The following is a 24745-nucleotide window of genomic DNA, read 5'->3' on the forward strand; positions in this document are numbered from 1 at the left end:
AGGCTGAACCCCTCACGAAAGATTGCTCATGTCTGCCGAACTGCCAGCTGTCCATTCCGCCCCGGCCTCCCGCGTGTCCGCGCGTGTGGGTGCCATTGCCGAGTCCGCCACCCTTGCTGTCGATGCCAAGGCCAAGGCCCTCAAGGCCGCCGGGCGTCCCGTGATCGGCTTTGGCGCCGGCGAACCGGACTTCCCCACCCCGGACTACATCGTCGAGGCCGCCATCGAGGCTGCGCGCCAGCCCAAGTTCCACCGCTACTCCCCCGCCGCCGGCCTGCCGGAGCTCAAGGCGGCCATCGCTGCCAAGACCATGCGCGATTCGGGCTACGCCGTGGATGCCTCCCAGGTGGTAGTCACCAATGGTGGCAAGCAGGCTGTCTACCAGGCATTCGCCACGCTGCTGGATCCGGGCGACGAGGTACTGCTGCCCACCCCCTTCTGGACAACATACCCGGAGGCCATCCGCCTGGCCGGCGGCGTGCCGGTGGAGGTCTTCGCAGGCCCCGAGCAGGGCTACCTTGTCACGGTGGAGCAGTTGGAGGCGGCCCTGACGCCGCGCACGAAGGTGCTGCTGTTCGTCTCCCCGTCCAACCCGACCGGCGCCGTCTACTCGCCGGAGCAGACCAAGGAGATCGGCCAGTGGGCCGCATCCAAGGGCCTGTGGGTCATCACGGATGAGATCTACGAGCACCTGACCTACGACGGCGTGCCGTTCACCTCGATCGCCACCGCCGCCCCCGAGCTGGGCGACCGCGTCGTCATCCTCAACGGTGTCGCCAAGACCTACGCCATGACCGGCTGGCGCGTGGGATGGATGGTGGGCCCGGCCGACGTCGTCAAGGCCGCCACCAACCTGCAGTCGCACGCGACGTCGAACGTTTCCAACATCTCCCAGATGGCCGCCCTGGCCGCCGTCGCCGGTCCGCTGACGGCCGTGGATGAGATGAAGGTGGCCTTCGACCGGCGCCGCAAGGCCATGGTGGCTGGGCTGAACGCCATCGAAGGCATCAACTGCCCCACCCCGCACGGTGCGTTCTACGCCTACGCAGACGTCCGCGGCCTCCTCGGCAAGGAACTGGGCGGCATCCGCCCGGCCACCTCCGCCGAGCTGGCTGCGCTGATCCTGGACAAGGTTGAGGTGGCAGTGGTGCCGGGCGAGGCCTTTGGCCCCAGCGGCTACATCCGCCTCTCCTACGCCCTGGGCGATGAGGATCTGGCCGAGGGCGTGGGCCGACTGCAGGAGTTCCTGGGCACCGCCAAGTAGTCCCCAACCGCCCCCTCGGCCTCGCACGCTCGGCCAGGGAACCCCGCGGCCGTGGGCCCACCCAACCGCCCCCTCGGCCTCGCACGCTCGGCCAGGGAACCCGGCGGCCGTGGGCCCGGAAACTGTGCGACAGAAGATGCTGCCATGATCGTTCATGGCAGCATCTTCTGTCGCACAGTTGGTTTTAGAGGAGGCGGCGGTCGGCGGCCCAGCGGGTGAGCTCGTGCCGGGAGGAGAGCTGCAGCTTGCGCAGCACCGCCGAGACATGCGTTTCCACGGTTTTCACCGAGATGAACAGCTCCTTGGCCACCTCCTTGTAGCTGTAGCCGCGCGCAATCAGGCGCATCACCTCCAGCTCGCGGGCCGACAGCCTGTCCAACTCGTCCTCCACCGCAACCTCGGCTGTGCCAAAGGCGTCGAGCACAAAGCCGGCCAGCCTGGGTGAGAAGACGGCGTCGCCCCCGGCCACGCGGCGGATCGCGTCGGTGATGCCCTCGCCCGAGATCGACTTGGTGACATAGCCGCGGGCGCCGGCCCGGATCACCGACACCACGTCCTCGGCGGCATCGGAGACGCTCAGAGCCAGGAATCTGGTGCTGGCCAGCAGCGCCGCACAGCCAGCGATGACCTCGCGCCCGCCGCCGCCCCGGCCGCCGGGCAGGTGGACATCCAACAGGACGACGTCGGGCCGCAGGGCCGTGACGGCCGCGATGGCCTCCTCCACCGTCCCGGCCTCCCCCAGAACGTCGATGCCGGCGCCCAGATCCGCCTTCAGGCCGGAGCGGAAGATGGCGTGGTCATCCACCACCACGATCCGGATCGGAGGTGTGGCGCCGGCGGGGGTGGGCTGCTCAGTCATGCTGTGGAGTTCCTTCGGTGTTGGCCTTCTCTGTGTTGGCCTTCTCTGGGCCGGTCTTCTCGGGGCCGTTCCTGTCTGCGGGCAGTTTGAGCCGGACCTCCGTGCCGCTGGCGGAGCTGACGATGTCGGCGCTGCCGCCAATGCGGGCCATCCGGCCCACCACCGATTCCCTAATGCCCAGCCGGTCCGGAGCAATGGCGGCGGTGTCGAACCCAGGACCGCGGTCCTTGATGAAGACCTCGACGGCATCCGCGCGCGCTTCCAGGTAGACGGACACGGGGGTGCCGGCGTGCCGGACGGCATTCAAGACGGCCTCCCTCGTGGCCTGGACGAGCGGCTGCGAGCGTTCGGTCAGCACGGCGTCGCCCACGGCGACCACCTCCACGGCCGTCCCGTGGAGGTCCTCGAGTTCGGCGCAGACGTCCTTCACGGCAGTGGCCAGCGTCCCGGGCGAGCGGGCGGCGTCCTGGTAGATCCACTCCCGCAGTTCGCGTTCCTGTGCCCTGGCCAGCCGGGTGACATCCTGCGGAGATCCGGCGCGCTTTTGGATCAGGGCCAGCGTCTGCAGCACCGAATCGTGCAGATGGGCGCCGATCTCGGCCCGCTCGGCCTCGCGGATGCGCCCGGCGCGCTCCTGCTGGAGGTCGCGCCAGAATTTCAGCGCCCAGGGTGCCAGGACCAGCCCGACGCCGGCCAGCACGCCGAGGGAGGCGAGCATGGCCGGGGCCAGCAGCTCCCACGATCCGGAGCCGGCCACAATGATCAGTACGCCCACGACCACCAGGGCGATGCCGGCAATGAAGCGCAGCACGCCCCAGGGCTTGTCGGCCCCGGCAACATTCAGCAGCCCGGCACGGCGGGTCTCGTCCAATTGCATCCAGGCCAGCACCGCCCCGGTGCCGATGACGGCTAGGGGGATGATGGTGCCCAGTGGAAGGTCCAGGCCGAACTGGTTGCCCAGCAGCAGGCTGGCTGCCACCAGCAGCGCGGCCCCGGCGAGCAGTTCCCGCACGCCAAGCGCCACCCGGCGCCCACCCCGTCCGGCCAGCGGTCCGCCCGGGCCGAAGGCGGCACCCGTGCCGAAGGCATCACCCAAGCCGGTGCCGGAACCCCCGCCGGCGGCGCCCGGCAGAGGGCCCCCGGAGCCATCGGCAGCGGCGGGGCGGAAGAGTTTGAGCCGCCGCTCCGAGGGCGCATCGGCGGCTGCTGACGGGGTTCCGGCGCCGCCGAGCGGTGACTCGCCCGCGACGGGGACCAGCACCCAGAACCAGGCATAGAGGAAGATGCCGGCGCCAAAGAAGAAGCTTGAGGCCACCATGATGGCGCGCACGAGCCCCACATTCCACCCCAGGTGCTCGGCCAGGCCGGCGCAGACACCTGCGATGATGCGGTCACTGGAACGGTAGAGTCTGGCGGCCATGAATCCATCCAAACACGTGCGGGACTCCCCCGGGCCGCTTCAGGGGTTTGATCAGGGTTGTTTCAGGGTGACCCCGGATTCCGCCCGGCGGCGGGCACGGACAGGATGGAGTCATGGACATCAATGAGGGCGGCCCCCAGCGGCCGCAGGAACCCAGGAACACGCACGACGGCGGCACCGAACCCGGCGTTGGGCAGGCACCGCCCGCTCCCGGCCGCCAGGGCGGGGCCCCCGCCGCAGGAGCGCCCGGTGGATATGGATATGCGGGTGGCCCGGCCCCGGCACCCGCCGCTGCCGTGGGCGCCGGCTTCTTCGGCTGGCTGCGCGGGCTGGGCGTGCGCCGCGGCTCCGAGCGCTGGATCGGCGGCGTGGCGAGCGGCCTGGCAGAGCGCTGGGGCATCGACCCCGTCATTGTGCGCGGCCTGATTGTGCTGCTCTCGCTCTTCTTCGGCGTCGGAGTGCTGGCGTACGGACTGGCCTGGGCGCTGCTGCCGGAACCGGACGGACGCATCCACGCCGAGGAGGCCCTGCGCGGGCGCTGGAGCACCGGCATGACCGGTGCTGTGGTGTTCACCGCACTGGGCCTGCTGGGTCCGGGGCGCGGACTGGTGTTTGGCGGCAACGACGGCTGGTTCCCGTGGCCGCTGTTCTGGATCGCTGGCATCGTCGGCATCATCGTCTGGGCCGTCAACCGGGACAAGAACCGCAACGGAGCCGCCACCGGTCCGGGCCGGCCGATGGGAGCCTCCATGGGCGCCCCGCCGCCCCCGGCACCCCCGTACACGGCGTGGTCCGCCGGCGCACAGGGCACCATGCCCCCGCAGGCGCCGCCCACGGCACCTCCCATGCCGCCGGCTTCCGGGCAGGGTCCCTGGAATGGAACATCGTCCTTCACCGCCACCGCCGAACGCGTGGGCCACGGCATCAACGACTGGTCCCAGCGCACCCTCGGCCCTGAGGGCCCGCTGGGTCCGAACGGCGCCCTTGGCCCCAACGGCCCGTTGGCACCGCGGCGCCACCCGCGCTGGGGGGCCGGCGCCGTCGCCCTTTCCCTGGGGCTGGCCATCCTGGCCGGCGCGGGCGTGCTGCTGCTGGACTCCGCGGGGCTGATCGCTCTGGGCGGCTACGCGGTTGCCACCGCCTTTGCCACTGCGGCGGCGGTGCTTGGCCTGGCCGTGGTGGTCGCCGGCCTGCGGGGTCGGACCTCCGGTCTGCCGGGGTTCCTGTCCCTGATGGCCCTGCTGGTGGCGATCGCCCTGAGCGTGGTCCCCACGGCCGGCTCGTGGTCGCTGGCCCGGAGCCAGAACTGGGCGCCGTCGTCCATCTCCGCCGCCGGTGACGGTTTCTCCATCGCCATGGGCCAGGGCTCCCTGGACCTCTCTGCACTGGGCGATTCCGCCCCGCTGCCGGAGCGCACGGTGGTTCCTGTCAACTTCGCCGCCGCCGAGGTGGAGATCACGATCCCGTCGAACATCCCCGTTGTCGTCCAGAGCGAAGTCGCCGCCGTCTCCATCTCGTACGACGGCGAACGCAGCAACGGCGTGGCCGTGGGCACGGGCAGCACCACCACCCTGAACCCGGAGGCCAAGGGGCCGGCGCTGGTGCTGCAATTGCGCGGCGCCGCCGGGTCCATCAACATCGCCACCACCCAGAAGTGAAGGACGCCATGACCAACCAACCAGCCTCCGATGCCCCGTTCCCGGAGCATGAGAACGACACCGCCCGCCTTGACACCAGCACGTTCGACGACGCTGGATTCACCAAGACCGCCGCAGAGCCCGAGTCCCCGTCGCCCCTGGTCGGGACCATGGTCTGGGGACTCGTGCTGGCCGCACTCGCCGTACTGACCATCGTCGCCCGGCAGGCCGGACTGGTCCTGGACCTGGGCCAGATCCTGATCTGGCTGCTGCTGGGCGCCGGAGTGGCCATGGTGGTGGGCGGCGCCGCCAGCCTGGCCCGCCGAAAGAAGTAGACAGCCCTGCCGCCGGCCGACTGGCTGCCGCGGGCGGCATCCCCGACGGGGGCAGCACGTGTCCACCAAACGGGCACGGGTTGCCCCCGTCACATGAGGGTCTAAAATCACTAGGGGAGCTCAATGGGGTGCTCTGGCCATGACATTCATCTGACTACACATCCCAAAGGACCCATTTGCCATGAAGATTGGAATTCTCACCAGCGGCGGCGACTGCCCCGGACTCAACGCCGTCATCCGCGGCGCCGTCTTGAAGGGCATCAAGGTCTACGGCCAGGAATTCGTCGGATTCCGCGACGGCTGGCGCGGCGTTGTCGAGGGCGACATCATGGACCTGCCCCGCCAAAGCGTCCGCGGCATCTCCAAACAGGGCGGCACCATCCTGGGCACCTCCCGCACCAACCCCTTCGAAGGCAACGGCGGCCCCGAAGTCATCAAGGCCCACATGGACCGCCTCGGCATCGACGCCATCATCGCCATCGGCGGCGAAGGCACCCTGGCCGCCGCACGCCGCCTCACCGACGCCGGCCTGAACATCGTCGGCGTGCCCAAAACCGTGGACAACGACCTGGACGCCACCGACTACACCTTCGGCTTCGACACCGCCGTGCAGATCGCCACCGAGGCCATCGACCGCCTGCGCACCACCGGCGAATCCCACCACCGCTGCATGGTCGCCGAGGTCATGGGCCGCCACGTCGGCTGGATCGCCCTGCACGCCGGCATGGCCACCGGCGCCCACGCCATCCTGATCCCCGAACAGGCCACCTCCCTGGAACAGATCGCCACCTGGGTCAACGAGGCCCACGAACGCGGCCGCGCACCCCTGGTCGTCGTGGCCGAGGGCTTCGTCCCGGACCACCAGGACTCCCCGCACTCCGAACGCGGCCTGGACGCCTTCGGCCGCCCCCGCCTGGGCGGCATCGGCGAACAGCTCGCCCCGCAGATCGAGGCCATGACCGGCATCGAAACCCGCGCCACGGTGCTGGGCCACATCCAGCGCGGCGGCGTGCCCAGCGCCTTCGACCGCGTCCTGGCCACCCGCCTGGGCATGGCCGCCATCGACTCCGTCGTGGAACAGCGCTGGGGCACCATGGTGTCCCTGAACGGCACCGAGATCGAACACGTCCCCTTCGAAGAGGCCCTGGGCAACCTGAAGACCGTCCCCCAGCACCGCTACGACGAGGCCGCCATCCTCTTCGGCTGACCCGGCCTCACTTGCCGGCCCGTCCGACCGCAAGTCCCCAGTCGCTCCCACAGCCCACAAGCTCGCCGCGGGTCCCTCGCGGCTGTGGGCCCACCCGTCGCTCCCACCGGCCCGGACAATCGCTCCAGGGTCATCTTCAACGCTGCCGCTGTTTGGGCGTCCCCTTCGGGGATCCCCGAACGGCGGTAGCGTTGTCTGCATGAGCTTTGATCCGCGCAGCACCGCCATCGTCCACCTTGCCTGGGAACGGCGGTTGGGCCTGGCCGACGGCGCCCTGGCTGCCGCCGGGGGCACCCGGCTGGTGCACGCCGTCGACGGCGCACGCTCCGTAACGTTCCTGCGGCTCTGGGGACAACCGGTGCTGGCGGGTCCGGCGGAGGTGCTGGCGGCCGCCGCGGACGTGGCCGACGACGATCTGGCGGACCACGCCACGCTGCTGGCCCTCACCCGCGGCCTGGGTGGAACGGGGCTCGGCACGGCGTCGCTCTATGTTGCAGACGATCTTCCGCTGCTCCAGCCCGCTGCGGAGATCACCGTCAGCCACGGAAACCCCGAGGCCGTGCTGCTGGAATCCCGCTGTCCCCCCGATGATGCCAACGAGGTGCACCTGGCCCAGCTGGAGCACAAGTTCACGGTGATGGTCGAGGACGAGCCAGTGGCCTGCGGCGCGTACACCGAATGGCAGGGGTTTCTGGGCTCGCTCGGCGTACTGGTGGCTCCGGACTACCGGCGCCAGGGGCTGGGCCTGCTGGCGGCGTCCATCGCCGCCCATGAGGCGCTGGCCTCCGGGCTGGTGCTTCAATGGCGCTCGGACATCTCCAACATCGCGGCCAATTCCCTGGCCCGCGCGCTGAGCCTCAGCTGGGCCGGGACGCAGACGTCGGTGCGTCTGGGCTGAGCTCCCCGCCGGGCTGTGCCACCGAGACTTCTGCAGCCTGTTCCACGGGGCGTGGCTTGGCGAAGAACACCGCCGCCGCCGCTCCGAGCAGCACCACCGCCGCCGGCAGCAGGATGGATTGGCCCATGGCCGTGGAGAACCCGGCGTGCAGGGCCGGCGGAAGCGTGCCGGCGAACTCCATGCCGGAGCTGCCCGCTGCGGCAGCGGGCAGCTCCGCCGCCAGACGCGACTGGATCAGCGCGGCAATGGCGGCGGAGCCCAGCACCGAGCCGATGAGCCGGGTGGTGTTGTAGACGCCGGCGCCGGCCCCGGCCTCGCGGGGGGACAGGTTCCGGGTGGCGGTGGTGGCCAGCGGCGCCCAGATCCCGGAGGAGGCGATGCCGGTGAGGGCGCTGGGCAGCAGGAACATCCAGATGGACATGTCAGGGGTCATCAGCAGGGCGTTCCAGGCCAGCGCCACGGCCATCAGCAGCAGCCCGGTGGTGGCGATGTAGCGCGGGTTCACCCGGTCCACCAGCTTGCCCACCACGGGTGCCAGCACACCGGCCAGCACCGCCATCGGCACCAGCATCAGGGCCGATTGTGTGGGGGTCAGGCCGCGCACCAGCTGGTAGTAGAAAACGAGCGGCAGGGCCATCGCCGTCATGGTGAAACCGACGGTGGTGATGGCGGTGTTGGCCAGGGAAAAGTTGCGGTCGCGGAACAGGTGCAGTGGCAGCAGCGGCTCACCCTTGTTCAGGGCCTGCCAGAGGACGAAGAGCCCCAGCACCACGATGCCGGCGATGATCAGGCCCCACACGGTGACGGGTCCGGTGATGGTGCCCCAATCGTAGGTGGCGCCCTCCTGGATGCCGAAGACGAGCAGGAACATGCCCGCCGCGCTGAGCAGGACGCCGGGGATGTCGAATGTGTGCGAATGGACGCTCAGGGTGGGGACCAGCCGCCAGGCCAGCACGAACCCGACGATGCCCACCGGAACGTTGACGAAGAAGATCCATTCCCAGCCCAGCGAATCAACCAGCACGCCGCCCAGGATCGGGCCCACCAGCATGGCCACGCCCGCCGTCGCACCCCACAGCCCCATCGCGGGGCCGCGCTTGTCCGGCGGGAAGACGCGGGTGATCACGGCCATGGTCTGCGGTGTCATCAACGCCGCGCCAAAGCCCTGGACGGCACGGGCGGCGATCAGCATGCCGACATCTGCCGAGAGCCCGCACCACAGCGATGCCAGGGTGAAGACAACCAGCCCGATCAAGTAGATCCGTTTGGGGCCGAACCTGTCCCCCAGCCGGCCTGTGACCAGCAGCGGCACGGCATAGGCCAGCAGATAGGCGCTGGTCACCCAGATGACGGCGTTGATGTCCGTCCGGAGGCCTTCCATGATCTTCGGATTGGCCACCGACACGATGGTTGTGTCGATCAGGATCATGAAGAACCCGACCACCAACGACCACAGTGCGGGCCACGGTTTTGCGACATGTTCCATGCTGTTCCTTTTTCCGGTGCGGACTACCTGTGGAAATCCTGGAAAACCATGTGCAAAGCCGCTAGCGCGGTGCGCGCAGGAATCCGGTGGCGCGGCCGACCACCTGGCCGGCGTCGGGGGCCACGATGACCTCCTGGGCGGCAGCGTACTGCTCGCCATCGTCCTCGACCGTCAGCTCCGCCTCGGGGTCCACAGTGCGCTTGACGACCGCCAAGGCGATGGGGCCCATCTCGTAGTGCTGGGCCACGGAGGTCACGGTGCCCACCGTACGCCCGCCAACCGACACGGCGCTGCCGGGGGCCGGCAAGGTGTGCTGCGAGCCGTCCAGCTGCAGGAACACCAGCCGGCGCGGCGGATGGCCCAGATTGTGCACGCGGGCGACGGTTTCCTGGCCCTTGTAGCAGCCCTTGGACAGGTGCACGGCGGTGCGCAGCAGGTCCAGCTCGTGTGGAATGGTCTTTTCGTCGGTCTCGGCGCCGCGGCGGGGGCGCCAGGCGGCAATGCGCAGCGCCTCAGCGGCCCAGACGCCGGCCAGGGGGCGCTCACCCACGGTGGCCTCAAGCTCGGCGGCGGGCACCAGGTATTCAAACCAGCTCCGCTCCCGCCCCGGGTGTCCGTCTTCGGGGACGACGGCGTAGCTGTAGCCGCCGACTGCGACCTCGGGCCACGGATCCCGCCAGCGCAGCAGGGCATCCCATTCGGGCACTTCGTGGGTGCTGCCGAGGACGGCAAAGCCGGCGGAGACGTCCGCGACCTCCACGCGCAGCATGAACTTCATGGAGGTGAGCCAGGCGGCGAGGGGTGCGGCCTCGTCGTTCTCGACGATCAGCCAGGTGGTTTCGCCGTCATCCAGCACCCGGGCGTCGTACTCGATCCGGCCCTGGATGGTGAGCAGCAGCAGCTCGGTGCCGACGCCGGGCGCCAGATTCGTCAGCTGCTGGGAGGAGAGGGTGTTGAGCCAGCTGAGCCGGTCGGGGCCGGACACCGTCACCACGCCGCGGTGGGAGAGGTCGACGACGGCGGTGGCTGCGGCTCCGTGCACCCCCGCCAGCAGACGCTGCTCGCGGATGGGGTCGGAGTAGTGCGCGGCGACGCCGGCATCCAGGCCACCGGCCTCGACGGCGCCATGGCGCTGCAACAGAGGGCTCTTGTAGGTCATAGCGTTGCCAACATCCATTCCGGGGTGGGTATTCCCACACCGGTACTGCGTGGGCGGTAGCGGGGCGGCCGGACACCGGCCGGGAAAACCTAGGGCTGCTTGGCCAGTGCGGCGGAGGCGTGCGCCTCAAGTTCCTTGCCGTTGGCTGCGACATCCCAGCGCCAGTACAGATCGCCGTTGACCAGCCCGAAGATGCGCGTGGCGGCCGAGTAGTCCTTGGATCCGGCGCCGCGCATGACGGCGTCGGTGGCCAGCTGGATCTGCGGGCCCTTGATCTGGCCGTAGTACAGCTCGGCGATGCCGCCGGGGTGCACGATGGTGGCCGTAATGTCGAAGCCGCCGTCGGCATTGCGCAGCTTCTCGACGTCGTCGGCGGTCGTCAGTGCGGGGACGATGCCGGCCGGAATCAGCCCGGGGCCGCCGTCGGCGTCGTTGAGCTTGCGGTCCAGCGCCCAGAAGCCGGTTTCGATCGACAGCGGGCGCAGCACTGTGCCCTCATCGTCCGTCAACCAGCTCTCGGCCGTGTAGTGCAGGAACGGCTGGCCATTGGTGGTGAAGGTGACAAGCTGCTCGAAGTGCTCGTCCTCCGCCTCGCCGGAGCCAAGGCGGCCCTTGCCGCGCCAGCTGCCCAGCAGCCAGGACAGGGGCACCAATTCGGGCGTCAGATCCGTGGGGATTTCAATGGGCATGACGGAACCTCACACGTTGTAACGGGACGATGCGCGGGGTGAGCGCTTACTTCTGGCCCTTGAACAGGCGCCAGACAACCAGACCGGCAAACCAGGCCATGGCGACGCTGGCAACAACCAGCAGGCAGATGAAGAAGATTTCCAACCCAAGTACAGACATGCCGCCATCCTATCGTGATCTTTTGCGTCGTCAGGTGATCAGTAGTTTATCGATGAAATACACCAGTGCGCCCAACGAGGACACCGGCGCCAGCCCCATGGCCAGCGCCCCCGGGACCGAGCGCGGCGCCCCGGCCAGGGATGAGAGCTTGCGGAAGGCCATCACGATGGCGGCCACCACGGCGGAGACGACGGCGGCCGGGAGCAGGGAGAAGTCCGTCAGCACCATGGCGGCGAGGGGTCCGGCCAGCGTGGCCAGGACCATGCCAAGGGGCGCAACAATCCTGTCCGGCCAGCGGAGCAGCCCCACGCCGAGGGCCACGAGGGCGGCCACACCGGTGACCAAGGTCATGCCGCCGTCGCCCGTAAAACGGTGGGCGGCAATCCAGCCTGCCCCCATCGCGGACATGGCGACGCCGGCTCCGGCACCCAGGGTGGATTCCAGCCGGTGGATCTGGCCGGTGCCGCGCACCAGCTGGACGGCAAACACCGAGCCAATGCCCAGCGCAATGAAAATCGGGGCCTGGTCAAGATACCCGGGGCCGGCGGTGAACGCGGCGCCGACGGCGGAGCAGGCGCCCGCGAGCGCAATGATGACGCCGAGCGTCTTTTTTGCCGGAATCCCCAGATAGTGCGGCCAGCCCAGACCGAAGAGGGCAGCCACGAGGACGGCCACGCCCAGCCGGACGCCGGGGGCGCTGTAGGAGCCGCCAATGACGGCCGCCAGGGCCACGATCGGCGCGAGGCCGACAATCCATGTCTTCACTCCTCAATCCTGCCTTAACGTTTGCCCATTGCTGGTGGGTCTTGCCGGTACACTGTGGATCAACCCTTCCACCGTGTGGATCCGCATTCTGGAGCGGCACGATGGGGATGACGCTCAAAGATGCGCCCTACGCACTTTGGAGGAACCATGTCGCAGATTCTGTTATTGACCAACAGCCCTGGATCGTCAGTGGACATTCTGCCTGCGCTCGAACTGCTGAGCCATCGCATCCACATCCTCCCCGCACAGCCCACAGCCCTGCTGGAAGCCGATCCGGCCGATGTAGTGATGCTCGATGCGCGCAAGGACCTGGTGGGGGCGAGGTCGCTGACCCAGCTGCTGCGGGCCACCGGCATCGGCGCACCGCTGATCCTGATCCTCACCGAGGGCGGCATGGCCGCCATCTCCGCCACCTGGGCTGCGGACGACATCATCCTGGACACCGCCGGCCCGGCCGAGGTGGAAGCCCGGCTGCGGCTCGCCCTCACCCGGCGCCACCCCGCCGAAGAGGAGCCGAGCACGGAAATCCAGGCGGCCGGCGTCGTGATTGACGAGGGCAGCTACACGGCCCGGGTCAACGGCGAGGTCCTGAACCTGACCTACAAGGAATTTGAGCTGCTGAAGTACCTGGCCCAGCACCCCGGCCGCGTCTTCACCCGCGCCCAGCTGCTGAACGAGGTCTGGGGCTACGACTACTACGGAGGCACGCGCACCGTGGACGTCCATGTCCGGCGGCTGCGGGCCAAGCTCGGCTCGGACCACGAGCACCTGATCAGCACGGTCCGCAACGTCGGCTACCGCCTGACCGTCACCCGCGTCACCGACGACGAGCTCACCGACGCCTGACCCCTCATCTGTGCGACAGTAAACGTTGCTCTGGGCGTCCAGAGCAACGTTTACTGTCGCACAGATGCCCGGGGCAACGCAGAAGGCCCGCTCCCTGGTGGGAGCGGGCCTTCTGCTGCCGTACTTGAACGCTGTGTGGTGCTCGGTGGTGGAGGACATACGGGTTGAACGTATCGAGGGCACCCCGGTGGTGCATCCCCCTCGGCAGGTGGGCCGCAAGGGCCCCGCAAGCAGGTTCCACTGTAGGACACAGCCGCTGGTGGGCGCAAATGGACGCCGCGGCGGGCCATCTCGCCACCTGCCCCCGCTGAGGTTAGGCTGTGGACATGAGCCCCGCGAAGACTGAGAACTGGCCCGTTGTAGTGGGCGGCGGCGCCCCGGATCCCCAGCTGCGCCGCGACATCGACGCCCTGGTGGCGGCCGCTGCGGAAGCGGACGGCAACCCGCCGCTGTCGGAGCAGACGCTGGTGGAGCTCCGCTCCGGCGGCGGCACCGCGGTGGACGTGCTGACGCTGGCCACCTACGCCCCCGAGGACCACTCGGACCCGGCCACCGCCGCCGATCTTGCCGGCATCGCCGTCGTCGTCTCCCATGAGGGCGCGGGCGTGCTGGAGGTGGTGGTCCACCCCACCTACCGCAACCAGGGCGTGGGCGCCCTGCTGGTGGACGCGCTCAAGGCACACCGCGGGCTGGCGAACCTGACGGCGTGGTCGCACGGAAACCACGAGGCCGCCGCCGATCTGGCCGCGCGCTACGGCTTCGGTGCCATCCGCGAATTGTGGCGCATGCGCCTGGCCCGCCCCGCCGCGGGCGCACCGGCGCTGGAGCCGGCGGAACTGCCCGACGGCGTCACGCTGCGGACCTTTGTCCCGGGGCAGGATGAGGATGCCTGGCTCGCCGCGAACGCCGCGGCCTTCGCCCACCACCCCGAGCAGGGCTCCATGACCGCCGCCGATCTGCGCGCCCGCATGGACGAGCCGTGGTTCGACCCCGCCGGGTTCTTTCTGGCCACCCGGGCCGGCGACGGCGGCAGCGAACGCATTCTGGGCTTCCACTGGACCAAGGTCCACGCCGCCCTGGGGCAGCACCCGGCCATGGGCGAGGTGTATGTGGTGGGCGTGGCCCCCGAGGCGCAGGGTCTGGGCCTGGGCAAGGCCCTCACCGTGGCGGGCATCCGCCACTTGCAGCAGGCAGGGCTCGCCGCCATCATGCTGTACGTGGATGCCGACAACACCGCCGCCGTCGCGCTGTACCGGAAGCTGGGATTCACGCGCTGGGACGCGGATGTCATGTACGGACCCACGCCGTCATAATCGCCGCCGAACGATTGTAGGGTTGAGCTTAGGACCTACTTTCTACAAGGGAGCACCATGAAACCCGAGACTGCCCCTCCGTCACAGATTGCCGCCTCGCTGGGCACGGAAAGATTCGGCTCCTCGGAGGTGCCCGCGGCCAGGGCCACGCAGGACCGGATCGACATTCCCGAGTTCGCCCCCAATCTGCTGCCCACCGGCGATGTCACCCCGGACCGCTTCCTGGACCGGGAATTGAGCTGGCTGGCCTTCAACGCGCGCGTGCTGGAACTGGCGGAGGATCCGGATCTGGCCCTGCTGGAGCGGGTCAACTTCCTGTCCATCTTTGCCTCCAACCTGGATGAATTCTTCATGGTCCGCGTGGCCGGCCTCAAGCGCCGCATCGCCACAGGACTGGCCGTGCCCTCCCCCGCCGGTCTGAGCCCCATGGAGGTGCTGGACCAGATCAGCGAGGCCGCCCACCAACTCCAGGCCCGGCACGCCCACGTTTTCGCCGACCAGATCCGCCCGGCGCTGGCCTATGAGCACATCCACCTGGTCCACTGGAACGAGCTGGACGAGGGCGCCAAGGATGCACTGAGCACCATGTTCCGGGAGAAGGTCTTCCCGATCCTGACCCCGCTGGCCGTGGACCCGGCCCACCCCTTCCCCTACATCTCCGGGCTGTCCCTGAACCTCGCCGTCGTCGTGCGCAACCCGGTGAGCGACAAGGAGCTCTTCGCCCGCGTGAAGGTGCCGGACCAGCTGCCGCGCCTGGTCTCGGTGGACGGCCCCCGCGCCGGCACCGTCCCGGGCCGCGTGGCCCGCTTCATCCCGCTCGAAGAGGTCATCGCCGAGCACCTGGACAGGCTGTTCCCGGGCATGGAGGTGCTCGAGCAGCACACCTTCCGCGTCACCCGCAACGAGGACCTGGAGGTGGAGGAGGACGACGCCGAGAACCTCCTGCAGGCGCTCGAAAAGGAACTTCTGCGCCGCCGGTTCGGCCCGCCCGTCCGCCTCGAGGTGGCCACGGACATCAACCCCAACATCCTTGCCCTGCTGGTGCGGGAGCTGGACATTGAAGAGTCCGAGGTCTACACGCTGCCGGCTCCGCTGGATCTGCGCGGCCTGTCCGTGATCGGTGGGATCGACCGCAGCGATCTGCGCTACCCCAAGCATGTCGCCCACACCTCGCGGTACCTGAACGAGTCCGAGACGGCCAAGGCCGCCAACGTCTTTGCCGCCATGCGCCGCCGCGACATCCTGCTGCACCACCCCTACGACTCCTTCTCCACCTCGGTGCAGGCGTTCCTGGAGCAGGCCGCGGCCGATCCCAAGGTCATGGCCATCAAGCAGACCCTGTACCGCACCTCCGGCGACTCCCCCATCGTGGATGCGCTGGTTGACGCCGCGGAGGCCGGCAAGCAGGTGCTTGCCCTGGTGGAGATCAAGGCCCGCTTTGACGAGCAGGCCAACATCTCCTGGGCCCGCAAGCTCGAGCAGGCCGGCGTGCACGTTGTGTACGGCATCGTCGGGTTGAAGACGCACTGCAAGCTCTCCCTCGTGGTGCGCCAGGAGCAGGACGGCCTGCGCCGCTACAGCCACATCGGCACGGGCAACTACCACCCGCGCACGGCCCGCTACTACGAGGACCTGGGCCTGCTCACCGCTGACAACCAGGTGGGCGAGGACCTCTCCAAGCTGTTCAACCAGCTCTCCGGCTACGCGCCCAAGTCCACGTTCAAGCGTCTGCTGGTGGCCCCGCGCTCCGTCCGCTCCGGTCTGATCGACCGGATCGAGCGCGAGATCTCCAACAAGAAAGCCGGCCTGGCCGCCCGCGTGCGGATCAAGGTCAACTCCATGGTCGATGAGGCCATCATCGATTCCCTGTACCGGGCCTCGCAGGCCGGCGTCCAGGTGGATGTGATTGTCCGCGGCATCTGCTCGCTGCGCCCCGGCGTCCCCGGCCTGAGCGAGAACATCACCGTGCGCTCCGTGCTGGGCCGCTTCCTGGAGCACTCGCGCGTCTTCACCTTCGCCAATGGCTCGGACCCGGTTGTCTACATCGGCTCCGCCGACATGATGCACCGCAACCTGGACCGCCGTGTTGAGGCGCTGGTGCAGCTGGCCAACCCGGACGACATCGCCGAGGTCAATTCCCTGCTGGATCGGTACATGGACAATGGCACGGCCAGCTGGCATCTGGACAACGAGGGCCTCTGGACGCGGCACCACCTCTCCGAGGACGGCAGCCCGTTGCTTGATGTCCAGTCCTGGCTGCTCTCCAGCCGGTCCCGGCAGCGGACGGCCAGCCGCCGCTGATGCTTGATTCAGTCTCCACCGGTCCAACGGTCGACGGCGGTGCACCGGTTGCGGTGCGCGCCGCCGGCGCGCTGTGCTGGCGCATCACCAAGAAGCAGCTCCAGGTGCTGATCATCCACCGGCCCCGCTATGACGATTGGTCCTGGCCCAAGGGCAAGCTCGACGCCGGGGAAACCCTGCCCGAGTGCGCCGTCCGGGAGGTCCGCGAGGAGGTGGGGCTGGCCATCACCCTGGGCGTCCTGCTGCCGTCGATCACCTACGCGGTGAAGACCGGCACCAAGGAGGTCCACTATTGGGCGGCCGAATCCAACGGCCTGCCCCCGCTCGCCGACGGCAAGGAGGTTGACGGCGTGCTGTGGTGTTCCCCCGAGAAGGCCATGGAACTGCTGTCCAACCCCTCCGACAAGATTCCGCTGCAGGCCCTCATTGAGGCGCATGCGGCGGGCAACCTGGCCTCCTGGCCCCTGTTGATCCTCCGCCATGCCAAGGCCAAGCCCCGCTCGGGCTGGACCCGGGCCGAGGGCGATCGGCCGCTGGCCGCCACGGGGCAGCGGCAGGCACTCACTGTGGCCCGGCTGCTGACGGTCTGGCATCCGGTGCGTGTGGTGACCAGTCCATGGCTGCGCTGCGTGGCCACCGTGTCCCCACACGTGAAATCAATCCGGGCCAAGGTGAAGATCGCCGACGCGCTGACGGAGGCTGCCCACGCCCGGCATCCGCGGAAGGCGGCCGCCGTCGTCGAGGCCTTGTTCACCAAGCGCTCCCCGGTGGTGCTGTGCACCCACCGCCCGGTGCTGTCCACGGTGTTCGCCACCTTGGGCAGGCACATGTCCAAGGAACTGGCGGCCCTGCTGCCCACCCAGGACCCCTATCTGGCCCCGGGTGAGATGGTGGTGTGCCAGGTCAGCTCGGCCGACAACAGCACCATCCTTTCGGTGGAGCGGCACAAACCCTACGACGACTGATCGTTGACGTCGGCATCTTTGCATCAAACACTTGATACAAAGATGCCGATTCGTTCTTGGGGGACGCCGTGTTCAATCTGATGGGCTTTGTCTGGCCCGTACTGTGGATTTCGCTCGGAGCGCTGGTCCTGTACCTGTGGCTGCGCTTCGTGGCCTGGTCGCCGTCGGCAAAGGGTGCGGCAGCTGCGGCGGCCAGCCACTCGCTATGGGTCGGCATGCTGGCCTGGCTCTTGAGCGGGCTGCAGGGCGCGGCCCAGGCGGGCAGGATTCCGCCGCCCGTCCTGCCAAGCAAAGGATATCCCGGCAACGAGGTGGACGCCTCGGCTGCCCTCGCCCCGGAGTCCGTCGCGCCGGTCCAGTTCCTGCACCTTGAGGCCATCTTCTTTCCGGTGATGGCGGTCCTTGCCGTCCATGCCATTGGCCAGTTGACGTGGCCGGCACCAACGTCGCCGCGGCGCCAGGCTGCCTTGGAACCACGGCACATCAAGGACTTTGTCGAACCGGCACTGGCCATCGTGGTGGCGGCGGTGTTTGTCCTGTCCGCTGCCTTCATCGTGTGGATTGCCTTCCTGCCCGGCTACACAGCCACAACCACCCGCACGGTGACAGCTGTGGCGGAATCGCGTTCCTCCTTTGATGGCCGTGTCACCGGATGGCAGTTGGCCCTGCCCCTGGGCATTGCCCTGCTGGTGCTGGCCGCCGGGACGCTGCTGGTGATGTGGCTGGTGGCCCGGCGCCGCGAACTCGATTCTCTGGCTCCCGCCCAGAACCGCGCCTTGCGCAGGATCTGCATGAACCGCCTGCTGCGGGTGTCGGCCACCGTTGCCTCCGGGCTGGGCGCTGTGGCCGGCTACTACGCCGGCATCCGCGAGCCGGGCACCGCCCTCGACGCCGTGGTCTATCCCGCGGGCATCGTCAACATGGCGGTGCTGATTGCCATGCTGGTCTGGAAACCGCAGCAACTGGTGCCCACTGCACCGCGCAGAGGCACTGTCGTGGCAGCCGGGCCGTCGTGAGCGCACGGATCTCCATTGACCTTGACGCGCCCACCGCACCGTACGAGCAGATCCGCGCCCAGCTGGCTGCGATGATCGCCGTCGGCGCAGTCCAGCCGGGCGCCAGGCTGCCCACGGTGCGGATGCTGGCGCTGGATCTGGGCGTTGCCGCCGGCACCGCCGCGCGGGCGTACAAGGAGCTGGAGGCTGCCGGGATGGTGTCCACCCGGCGCCGGCACGGCACCGTGGTGTCGACCACACTCGGGGAGGTGCCCGGTGGAGGTGCACACACCGCCGGCACCGCCGGCGCTGCAGCCCACCATGCGGCGGCCCGCGAGGTGGGCGCCGCCGTCGAACAGTTGATCCTGACCGGCCGGGCGGCAGGGCTTTCAAACGACGATTTGCTGAACCTTCTGCGGGGCCGGTTGAATCAATTGCGGGACGGGTAGCTGTCCGCCCGTCCGTTGAGGGGGAACGAATGAAGGAATCTGCTGCGGCCGCATCCACGGGCCAGATGCGCAGGGGCGTCAATTGGTGGTGGCTTGCTGTGCCCACCGTCCTGCTGCTGGGGACGGCCGTCTACGGCATCCTCCGCTACCCGTCGCTGCCCGAGCTCATCGCGACGCATTGGGACGCGCACGGCGAGGCCAATGGTTTCAGCGCCAAATCCGTGGGTGCCGCCTTCACTGGCGTGTTTGCCTTCGCCGGATTCCTGCTGGTCATGGCGGGAGTGTCGGTGCTGGTGGCCAAGGCGCCGTTGAAGAATCCGGCGGGCGTGGATGAACACATGAACCTGCGCCAGGGCATCGCCTCAAGCAATGCCTCCCTGACGTTCCTGGGCATCCTCACCAACGCCATGTCCGTGGTGATGGCGGCCGCCGCCCTGATGGTCTTCTCCACCTCCGGGGTTTCCGTTCCCGTGTATGTGCCGATGATCCTGGTCTTTGGCGGGCTCGCCGTTGGCGGGTGGGTGGCCTGGCGCCAATACCGGCGCGAACTCGCCACGGCCGGCCAGCCGTCGTCGGACGCTGACGGCCACTGGATCGCCGGCATGATCTACAACAATCCGGACGACGAGCGCGTTCTGGTGCCCAAGCTGGTCGGCATTGGGCTGACGGTCAACTGGGCGAGAACGGGTGGCAAGTTCTTCTATCTGGGCATTCTGGCGCTGGTGCTGCTGGCACCCTTGGTGGCTCTGCTCGCCTGACCGAAGGCAATGCGCCCACTAGACTTGGGGCGTGAGCATTCCTACCCCCTACGAAGACCTGCTGCGCGACGTGCTGGCCAACGGCGCCGCGAAATCGGACCGCACCGGCACCGGAACGCGCAGCGTTTTTGGCCGCCAGATCCGCTTTGACCTGGCCGAGGGCTTCCCGCTGATCACCACCAAGCGCGTGCACTTCAAGTCCGTGGCCCTGGAGCTGCTCTGGTTCCTGCGCGGCGATTCCAATGTGCGCTGGCTCCAGGAGCGCGGGGTCAAGATCTGGAACGAGTGGGCCGACGACGACGGCGAGCTGGGTCCTGTATACGGCGTCCAGTGGCGCTCCTGGCCCACCCCGGACGGCGGGCACATCGACCAGATCGCCCAGCTGATGGACTCGCTGGCCAACAACCCCGATTCGCGCCGGCACATCGTTTCCGCCTGGAATGTGGCCGAGGTGTCCAACATGGCGCTGCCGCCCTGCCATGCACTGTTCCAGTTCTACGTCGCCCCCGGCGAGGACGGCGGCCCCGGCAAGCTCTCCTGCCAGCTCTACCAGCGCAGTGCCGACATGTTTCTGGGCGTCCCGTTCAACATCGCCTCCTACGCGCTGCTGACCATGATGGTCGCCCAGCAGCTGGGGCTGGAACCGGGCGAATTCATCTGGACCGGCGGCGATGTGCACATCTACGACGACCACGTGGACCAGGTCAATGAGCAGCTGGGCCGGACGCCCTACCCCTATCCGAAGCTGGCCTTCACCCGCCGCCCGGAGTCGATCTTCGACTATGATCTTGAAGATTTCGAGCTGGTGGACTACCAGCACCACCCGAGCATTAAGGCCCCGATCGCCGTATGAGCACCGAGTCCGCGCCCGCCTCGCAGCCGGCCACGTACACCTTCAACGCGCCCATCATCGGCATGGTCTGGGCCCAGACCAACCAGGGCGTCATCGGCAATGAGGGCGGCATGCCCTGGCACCTGCCCGAGGACATGGCCCACTTCAAGAAGCTCACCACCGGCCACCCGGTGGTCATGGGCCGCAAGACCTGGGACTCCTTCCCGGCAAAGTACCGGCCGCTGCCCGACCGGACCAACATCGTCATCACCCGCCAGAGCGGTTGGGCGTCCACGCCCGAGGCGGCAGGCGCCGTCGTCGTCCCCTCCATCGAGGAGGCCCTGGTGGAGGCACAGTTCTCCCCCGGCGGCAACGAGGTGTGGGTCATCGGCGGCGGGCAGGTGTATGCGCAGGTGCTGGAAGAGGCCAACGTTGCAGTGGTCACCGTGATCAATTCCGAGGTCGACGGCGACACGATGGCGCCCGCGCTGGGGCCCGAGTGGTCCTTCCGCGGCGCCACCCCGGTGGAGGGCTGGCACACCAGCACCAACGGCACCGAGTACCGCTTCACGCTCTGGGCCAAGGGCGGGTCGGAGTTCCAGGCCCCCGAATAGCAGCCGTCCCGCTGCCATGGGGACTTCACCCCATGGCAGCGCCAATGGGGTCTGCATAGACTCGGGGCAGAACACTGAGCGTCCAGCTGGTGGGGAGGGGAAAAATGTCGGAAATGCTTGGAGCGGATGTCGAGGACCTGCGGGCCCTTGCCCGCGAGTTCTCCTCAAAGGCCACGGCCCTGAAGGGGATCAAATTCACCCTTGACGGCGCCGTCAACCGGCTGCCCGGATATTGGGTGGGCGGGGACTCCGACCGATTCGCCAACCAGTGGCGCACCAGCGGCCGGCTGGTGCTCACCTCCACCGCAGACCTGCTGGATGAAACGGCAAAGCTCTTGGCCCGCAATGCGGACGAGCAGGAGCAGACCAGTTCCATCGCCGGCTCCGGCGGGGGCGGCGTGCCGACACCGGGAGGGCCCGGCAGCAAGCCTGGCGAGGACTGGTGGGGGCCCGATTGGCTGGCCGATCCCGATTCGCCGTTCCGTGATGGATGGGATTTCTACAACACCGTCAAGGCGTTCCCGGGCCTGCGTGCCGGCGTCTACGACATCGCCTCGATGCTCCAGAAATCGCACATCGGCGATTTTCTGGACAGCGGGGCCTGGAAGACCTTCCAGAACACCGACGAATTCAGCAGGTTCTTCAACACCTCGAACCGGCTGTTCGAGGGCAACTGGCATGAGGCGTTCAACCTTGCCGAGGACACCACAGCTTTCAAAGCCTTCAACGTCATGGGCAAGGGCCTCGGCGTTCTCGGCGTCGGGTTGGATGTCCTTGACGTGGTGAACTCGGTTCAAGACAAGGAGTATGGCGATGCCGCCTATTCCGCCACCAAGGCCCTCATCGGGGCCGGGTCGTTCCTCCCGCCACCGGCAGGCACTGTCTGCATGGTCGCCAGTGGCGCGTTGGCCCTGTACGACAATGTCCCCGTCATCCACGATTCGGTCAACTGGGTCGGCGGGCAGATCGCTGACGGCTGGAATTCCGCAGGCGATGCGCTGGGCGATGGATTGGATTCCGCCGGCGACGCAATCAGCGATGGCGCAAATGCCGTTGCAGACTTCTTTGGCTTCTAACAACGAGGAGAAACACCCGTGACGCAGACAACCACCGCCCTGCCCTCCCAGCAATCCGCATATCCTGACTCGATTGGTTTCGGCTTCGCAGAGCTTGTTGCACTGCTGAACCTTGTCCGCGGCGAGGCCGCAGTGGCCAGCGCACGAGCGCTGCGGATCGAGAACGAGCTCGAAGATCCCCGGCTGGTCTCTGCCGGTGCCTCGTCCCTGGTTGCCCGCGGGTTTGCCAAGGTCGAGCCCGGGGGCGAGCTGAGCGTTGCTGGCCCGGTTGCGGCCGTAACCAACGCCCTGACCGCTGCAACCCGCCGCATGGAGATCTCCCTGCTGACGCCGGAGGATACCGACAATGTGCTGTCCGTCGAGTCGCCGGACTACAAGGTGCTGCTCCAACCGCGGGCCTACCTCACGTGGTTTGCCATGGCGCAGAACCCGGACATTTCCGCCGCAGAGGGCAACTTCTACATCATCCGCAAACACCTCGAGGACAACCCCTCCGGCGGTGCGACCATACGCCGGCGCGAGGACGCGTCGGGCCAGCAGCTGCTCCTGAAGCGCAGCGGCGGCGTGTGGACCATTGGATACAACACCCCCGGCACGCCTTCCATTGAGGAAACCAGCGGCCTCGACGACGCCGCTGTGCTGGACCTGGTCCGCCGGATCCGCCAGGACTAGTCCGCCGGGACCACCAGAAGAAGGCCCCCTTTGCTCGACCACCGGGCAGCCAGGCCACCCATGTGGATCTGGGACACGGTTCCCTGTCCAGGACGCGTCAACGATTGCGTCCTGAACGGAAAACGGCGTCGGGCTGCCGGACGGTGCCGCCGCACCTGTGTCCCGGACGGCAACGCGCGTCCTGGTAGGCAGTGAGTACCTTTACGCCCCCAACGATGGGCGCAGCCCCCAAGCCCCTCGACACGATTGGAATCCACCTTGGTTTACGACGCCGCCCGCAACACTCGGGACGTGCAGATGACGGCCTGGCACAACCAGGCCGTGGCCGCCGGAGAAAAGCGCACCCTTTCGCGCACCCGGGAGGGCGAGTTGCACAGCTACGCCAGCGATGAGATCGGTTTCGCCAGGGCCGGCTCCAGCGCCATTGCCAGCTCTGCCTCGGGCATGGCGTTGCTGGCCGGGGTACTTGCCCTCTTCGCGGTTTCCACCATCTTTCTTGTGACAGCTCCGGTGGCCGACGGCGGCCAGCCGCTGTGGGGGGTTCTGGTCCTCACCGCGGGTTGCGCTGCCGGCGCCGTCTACGCCGGGCGTCTGGCTGCTGCGGAGTTCAAGGCCAAGCGGGTGCGCCGTGAACGGGGCATTCCGGAGCCGAGTTCGCGCCAAGGGATCTAGCCAACCGGGTTCATGGCCAACGCTGCCGCATCGCCATCGCGCCCCCGGGGCCGGGCTCGACGGCGGCGCAGTGGTGGGCGGCCACCCAACCCAGCGGCCGCCGTCGTCGTCATGAAATTCGGGCCCGTGTGCAGGCTGCCCTAAACTTGGGTCCATGACCTTGAACAGTGTTCCTTCCGTCGGCCTGGTGGGCTGGCGTGGCATGGTTGGCTCCGTCCTGATGCAGCGCATGCAGGAAGAGGGCGACTTCGCCAACATCAACCCCGTCTTCTTCTCCACCTCCAATGCAGGAGGTGCCGCCCCGTCGTTCGCTGATGGGGCAGGCAAGCTGGAAGATGCGTTCGATGTTGAGACGCTGAAAAAGCTGCCGATTATTGTCACAGCGCAGGGCGGGGACTACACCAAGCGCGTGCACACCGAGCTGCGCGCGGGCGGCTGGGACGGCCTCTGGATCGACGCCGCCTCCACTCTGCGCATGACCGACGATTCCATCATCGTGCTGGACCCGATCAACCGATCCGTCATCGACGCTGGCCTGGCGAACGGCACCAGGGACTTCATCGGCGGCAACTGCACCGTGTCCTGCATGCTCATGGGTCTGGGCGGATTGTTCAAGAACGATCTGGTCGAGTGGGGCACCTCCATGACCTACCAGGCTGCCTCCGGCGGCGGCGCCCGGCACATGCGTGAACTGCTGAACCAGTTCGGCACGCTCAACAGCGAGGTCGCCACGGAACTGGACGACCCGGCGTCGGCCATCCTGGACATCGACCGCAAGGTGCTGGCCCACCAGCGCGGCGGCGTGGACGCCAGCCAGTTCGGCGTGCCGCTGGCCGGCTCCCTGATCCCCTGGATCGACGCGGACCTGGGCAACGGGCAGTCCAAGGAAGAGTGGAAGGCCGGGGTGGAGACCAACAAGATCCTGGGCACCTCCGAGGCCAACAAGATTGTCATGGACGGCCTGTGCATCCGCATCGGCGCCATGCGCTCCCACTCCCAGGCCCTGACGCTGAAGCTGCGCGAGGACCTGCCGGTGTCCGAGATCGAGTCGCTGCTGGCCAATGACAACCAGTGGGCGAAGGTGGTTCCGAACACCAAGGACGCCTCGATGAACGATCTGACCCCGGTGGCTGCCTCCGGCACGCTGGACATCCCGGTGGGCCGCATCCGCAAGCTGGAGATGGGCCCGGAGTACATCAGCGCCTTCACCGTGGGCGACCAGCTCCTGTGGGGCGCCGCCGAGCCGCTGCGCCGCATGCTGAACATCGCCACGGGCACCCTCTAGGGCCCCCTCCGCCGCGGGCATTCCGCGAAACCGTGCTTTGCCCGCTTGGACGTTGTTGCCCGACAACGTCCAAGCGGGCAAAGCACGC

The 24745-nt window shown here is 68.3% G+C and carries 24 protein-coding genes; 18 read left to right on the top strand and 6 right to left on the bottom strand.

Annotated features, from left to right (window positions below):
• Nucleotides 1-28: 28 nt before the first annotated feature.
• Nucleotides 29-1264, top strand: a complete 1236-nt coding sequence (locus K254_RS0113390; protein ID WP_051389218.1) for a pyridoxal phosphate-dependent aminotransferase — start codon at nt 29-31, stop codon at nt 1262-1264.
• A 184-nt stretch (nt 1265-1448) separates the two neighbouring features.
• Here the strand turns inward: K254_RS0113390 and K254_RS0113395 are convergent, their stop codons facing one another.
• Both K254_RS0113395 and K254_RS23220 read right to left on the bottom strand, forming a co-directional pair.
• Nucleotides 1449-2123 carry a LuxR C-terminal-related transcriptional regulator gene (locus K254_RS0113395; protein WP_026555796.1) on the bottom strand — a complete coding sequence of 225 codons (675 nt, stop codon included), beginning with the start codon at nt 2121-2123 and terminating at the stop codon, nt 1449-1451.
• Nucleotides 2116-3543, bottom strand: coding sequence for an ATP-binding protein (locus tag K254_RS23220; protein WP_051389219.1), 1428 nt, complete (start codon nt 3541-3543; stop codon nt 2116-2118). Before K254_RS23220 ends, K254_RS0113395 begins: the two co-directional genes overlap by 8 nt.
• 113 nt (nt 3544-3656) lie before the next feature.
• On the opposite strand from K254_RS23220, the gene K254_RS23225 reads away from it, so the two are divergent.
• The 4 genes from K254_RS23225 (at nt 3657) to K254_RS0113420 (ending at nt 7620) form a co-directional block, all read left to right on the top strand.
• Nucleotides 3657-5201 (top strand): PspC domain-containing protein, encoded by a 1545-nt coding sequence (locus K254_RS23225; RefSeq protein WP_051389220.1) that lies wholly within the window; start codon nt 3657-3659, stop codon nt 5199-5201.
• Nucleotides 5202-5209: 8 nt separating this feature from the next.
• Nucleotides 5210-5515 (top strand): hypothetical protein, encoded by a 306-nt coding sequence (locus K254_RS23230; RefSeq protein ID WP_035750187.1) that lies wholly within the window; start codon nt 5210-5212, stop codon nt 5513-5515.
• A gap of 181 nt (nt 5516-5696) precedes the next feature.
• On the top strand, nt 5697-6722 hold the full coding sequence (locus tag K254_RS0113415) for a 6-phosphofructokinase (protein ID WP_026555797.1): 1026 nt from the start codon (nt 5697-5699) through the stop codon (nt 6720-6722).
• 199 nt (nt 6723-6921) lie between these two features.
• A complete protein-coding gene (locus K254_RS0113420) occupies nt 6922-7620 on the top strand; it encodes a GNAT family N-acetyltransferase (RefSeq protein WP_026555798.1) in 699 nt (232 codons plus the stop codon).
• On the opposite strand, the gene K254_RS23235 is transcribed toward K254_RS0113420, so the two are convergent.
• The 4 genes from K254_RS23235 to K254_RS0113445 form a co-directional block, all read right to left on the bottom strand.
• Nucleotides 7580-9106 carry a DHA2 family efflux MFS transporter permease subunit gene (locus K254_RS23235; RefSeq protein ID WP_081710135.1) on the bottom strand — a complete coding sequence of 509 codons (1527 nt, stop codon included), beginning with the start codon at nt 9104-9106 and terminating at the stop codon, nt 7580-7582. The two genes, K254_RS0113420 and K254_RS23235, sit on opposite strands and share 41 nt — an antisense overlap.
• Before the next feature lie 61 nt (nt 9107-9167).
• Nucleotides 9168-10265: a CAF17-like 4Fe-4S cluster assembly/insertion protein YgfZ gene (gene ygfZ, locus K254_RS0113430; RefSeq protein ID WP_026555799.1), complete on the bottom strand. Its 1098-nt coding sequence runs from the start codon at nt 10263-10265 to the stop codon at nt 9168-9170.
• Between the two features lie 89 nt (nt 10266-10354).
• Nucleotides 10355-10954, bottom strand: a complete 600-nt coding sequence (locus K254_RS0113435) for an FABP family protein (RefSeq protein ID WP_026555800.1) — start codon at nt 10952-10954, stop codon at nt 10355-10357.
• A gap of 190 nt (nt 10955-11144) precedes the next feature.
• On the bottom strand, nt 11145-11879 hold the full coding sequence (locus tag K254_RS0113445) for a hypothetical protein (RefSeq protein ID WP_026555801.1): 735 nt from the start codon (nt 11877-11879) through the stop codon (nt 11145-11147).
• Nucleotides 11880-12026: 147 nt separating this feature from the next.
• On the opposite strand from K254_RS0113445, the gene K254_RS0113450 reads away from it, so the two are divergent.
• From K254_RS0113450 to asd, 13 genes are all read left to right on the top strand, one after another.
• Nucleotides 12027-12725: a winged helix-turn-helix transcriptional regulator gene (locus K254_RS0113450; protein WP_026555802.1), complete on the top strand. Its 699-nt coding sequence runs from the start codon at nt 12027-12029 to the stop codon at nt 12723-12725.
• Between the two features lie 326 nt (nt 12726-13051).
• A complete protein-coding gene (gene mshD, locus K254_RS0113455) occupies nt 13052-14038 on the top strand; it encodes a mycothiol synthase (RefSeq protein ID WP_026555803.1) in 987 nt (328 codons plus the stop codon).
• Between the two features lie 57 nt (nt 14039-14095).
• Entirely contained in the window at nt 14096-16339 is a 2244-nt protein-coding gene (locus tag K254_RS0113460) for an RNA degradosome polyphosphate kinase (protein WP_026555804.1), read from the top strand.
• Nucleotides 16339-17304: an NUDIX hydrolase gene (locus K254_RS0113465; RefSeq protein WP_051389221.1), complete on the top strand. Its 966-nt coding sequence runs from the start codon at nt 16339-16341 to the stop codon at nt 17302-17304. The genes K254_RS0113460 and K254_RS0113465 overlap by 1 nt, the downstream gene beginning before the upstream one ends.
• A 68-nt stretch (nt 17305-17372) precedes the next feature.
• Complete coding sequence (locus K254_RS25955) at nt 17373-18320, top strand: hypothetical protein (protein ID WP_051389222.1); 948 nt, start codon at nt 17373-17375, stop codon at nt 18318-18320.
• Nucleotides 18317-18748 (top strand): GntR family transcriptional regulator, encoded by a 432-nt coding sequence (locus K254_RS25960; RefSeq protein WP_026555806.1) that lies wholly within the window; start codon nt 18317-18319, stop codon nt 18746-18748. The genes K254_RS25955 and K254_RS25960 overlap by 4 nt, the downstream gene beginning before the upstream one ends.
• Nucleotides 18749-18777: 29 nt before the next feature.
• The gene (locus tag K254_RS0113480; RefSeq protein WP_026555807.1) at nt 18778-19506 is read left to right on the top strand and encodes a DUF1648 domain-containing protein; all 729 of its coding nucleotides are present in this window, start codon (nt 18778-18780) and stop codon (nt 19504-19506) included.
• A 31-nt stretch (nt 19507-19537) separates the two neighbouring features.
• Nucleotides 19538-20359: a thymidylate synthase gene (locus K254_RS0113485; RefSeq protein ID WP_026555808.1), complete on the top strand. Its 822-nt coding sequence runs from the start codon at nt 19538-19540 to the stop codon at nt 20357-20359.
• Nucleotides 20356-20952: a dihydrofolate reductase gene (locus K254_RS0113490; RefSeq protein WP_026555809.1), complete on the top strand. Its 597-nt coding sequence runs from the start codon at nt 20356-20358 to the stop codon at nt 20950-20952. The genes K254_RS0113485 and K254_RS0113490 overlap by 4 nt, the downstream gene beginning before the upstream one ends.
• 104 nt (nt 20953-21056) lie before the next feature.
• Nucleotides 21057-22028, top strand: a complete 972-nt coding sequence (locus K254_RS24865; protein ID WP_231391866.1) for a WXG100 family type VII secretion target — start codon at nt 21057-21059, stop codon at nt 22026-22028.
• Nucleotides 22029-22046: 18 nt separating this feature from the next.
• Nucleotides 22047-22700, top strand: coding sequence for a hypothetical protein (locus K254_RS0113500; protein ID WP_026555811.1), 654 nt, complete (start codon nt 22047-22049; stop codon nt 22698-22700).
• A gap of 258 nt (nt 22701-22958) precedes the next feature.
• Complete coding sequence (locus K254_RS0113505; RefSeq protein ID WP_035750188.1) at nt 22959-23372, top strand: hypothetical protein; 414 nt, start codon at nt 22959-22961, stop codon at nt 23370-23372.
• A 154-nt stretch (nt 23373-23526) separates the two neighbouring features.
• Nucleotides 23527-24657, top strand: coding sequence for an aspartate-semialdehyde dehydrogenase (gene asd, locus K254_RS0113510; RefSeq protein ID WP_026555813.1), 1131 nt, complete (start codon nt 23527-23529; stop codon nt 24655-24657).
• The last annotated feature ends 88 nt before the right edge of the window (nt 24658-24745 follow it).

This window comes from Arthrobacter sp. 35W (genome assembly GCF_000482545.1).
In the GTDB taxonomy this organism is placed as follows: Bacteria; Actinomycetota; Actinomycetes; order Actinomycetales; family Micrococcaceae; genus Specibacter.

Excerpts from the sequence above, each read along its gene's own strand:
- K254_RS0113390 (WP_051389218.1), top strand. The coding sequence starts at position 29 with ATGTCTGCCGAACTGCCAGCTGTCCATTCCGCCCCGGCCTCCCGCGTG.
- K254_RS0113395 (WP_026555796.1), bottom strand. The coding sequence starts at position 2,123 with ATGACTGAGCAGCCCACCCCCGCCGGCGCCACACCTCCGATCCGGATC.
- K254_RS23220 (WP_051389219.1), bottom strand. The coding sequence starts at position 3,543 with ATGGCCGCCAGACTCTACCGTTCCAGTGACCGCATCATCGCAGGTGTC.
- K254_RS23225 (WP_051389220.1), top strand. The coding sequence starts at position 3,657 with ATGGACATCAATGAGGGCGGCCCCCAGCGGCCGCAGGAACCCAGGAAC.
- K254_RS23230 (WP_035750187.1), top strand. The coding sequence starts at position 5,210 with ATGACCAACCAACCAGCCTCCGATGCCCCGTTCCCGGAGCATGAGAAC.
- K254_RS0113415 (WP_026555797.1), top strand. The coding sequence starts at position 5,697 with ATGAAGATTGGAATTCTCACCAGCGGCGGCGACTGCCCCGGACTCAAC.
- K254_RS0113420 (WP_026555798.1), top strand. The coding sequence starts at position 6,922 with ATGAGCTTTGATCCGCGCAGCACCGCCATCGTCCACCTTGCCTGGGAA.
- K254_RS23235 (WP_081710135.1), bottom strand. The coding sequence starts at position 9,106 with ATGGAACATGTCGCAAAACCGTGGCCCGCACTGTGGTCGTTGGTGGTC.
- ygfZ (WP_026555799.1), bottom strand. The coding sequence starts at position 10,265 with ATGACCTACAAGAGCCCTCTGTTGCAGCGCCATGGCGCCGTCGAGGCC.
- K254_RS0113435 (WP_026555800.1), bottom strand. The coding sequence starts at position 10,954 with ATGCCCATTGAAATCCCCACGGATCTGACGCCCGAATTGGTGCCCCTG.
- K254_RS0113450 (WP_026555802.1), top strand. The coding sequence starts at position 12,027 with ATGTCGCAGATTCTGTTATTGACCAACAGCCCTGGATCGTCAGTGGAC.
- mshD (WP_026555803.1), top strand. The coding sequence starts at position 13,052 with ATGAGCCCCGCGAAGACTGAGAACTGGCCCGTTGTAGTGGGCGGCGGC.
- K254_RS0113460 (WP_026555804.1), top strand. The coding sequence starts at position 14,096 with ATGAAACCCGAGACTGCCCCTCCGTCACAGATTGCCGCCTCGCTGGGC.
- K254_RS0113465 (WP_051389221.1), top strand. The coding sequence starts at position 16,339 with ATGCTTGATTCAGTCTCCACCGGTCCAACGGTCGACGGCGGTGCACCG.
- K254_RS0113480 (WP_026555807.1), top strand. The coding sequence starts at position 18,778 with ATGAAGGAATCTGCTGCGGCCGCATCCACGGGCCAGATGCGCAGGGGC.
- K254_RS0113490 (WP_026555809.1), top strand. The coding sequence starts at position 20,356 with ATGAGCACCGAGTCCGCGCCCGCCTCGCAGCCGGCCACGTACACCTTC.
- K254_RS24865 (WP_231391866.1), top strand. The coding sequence starts at position 21,057 with ATGTCGGAAATGCTTGGAGCGGATGTCGAGGACCTGCGGGCCCTTGCC.
- asd (WP_026555813.1), top strand. The coding sequence starts at position 23,527 with ATGACCTTGAACAGTGTTCCTTCCGTCGGCCTGGTGGGCTGGCGTGGC.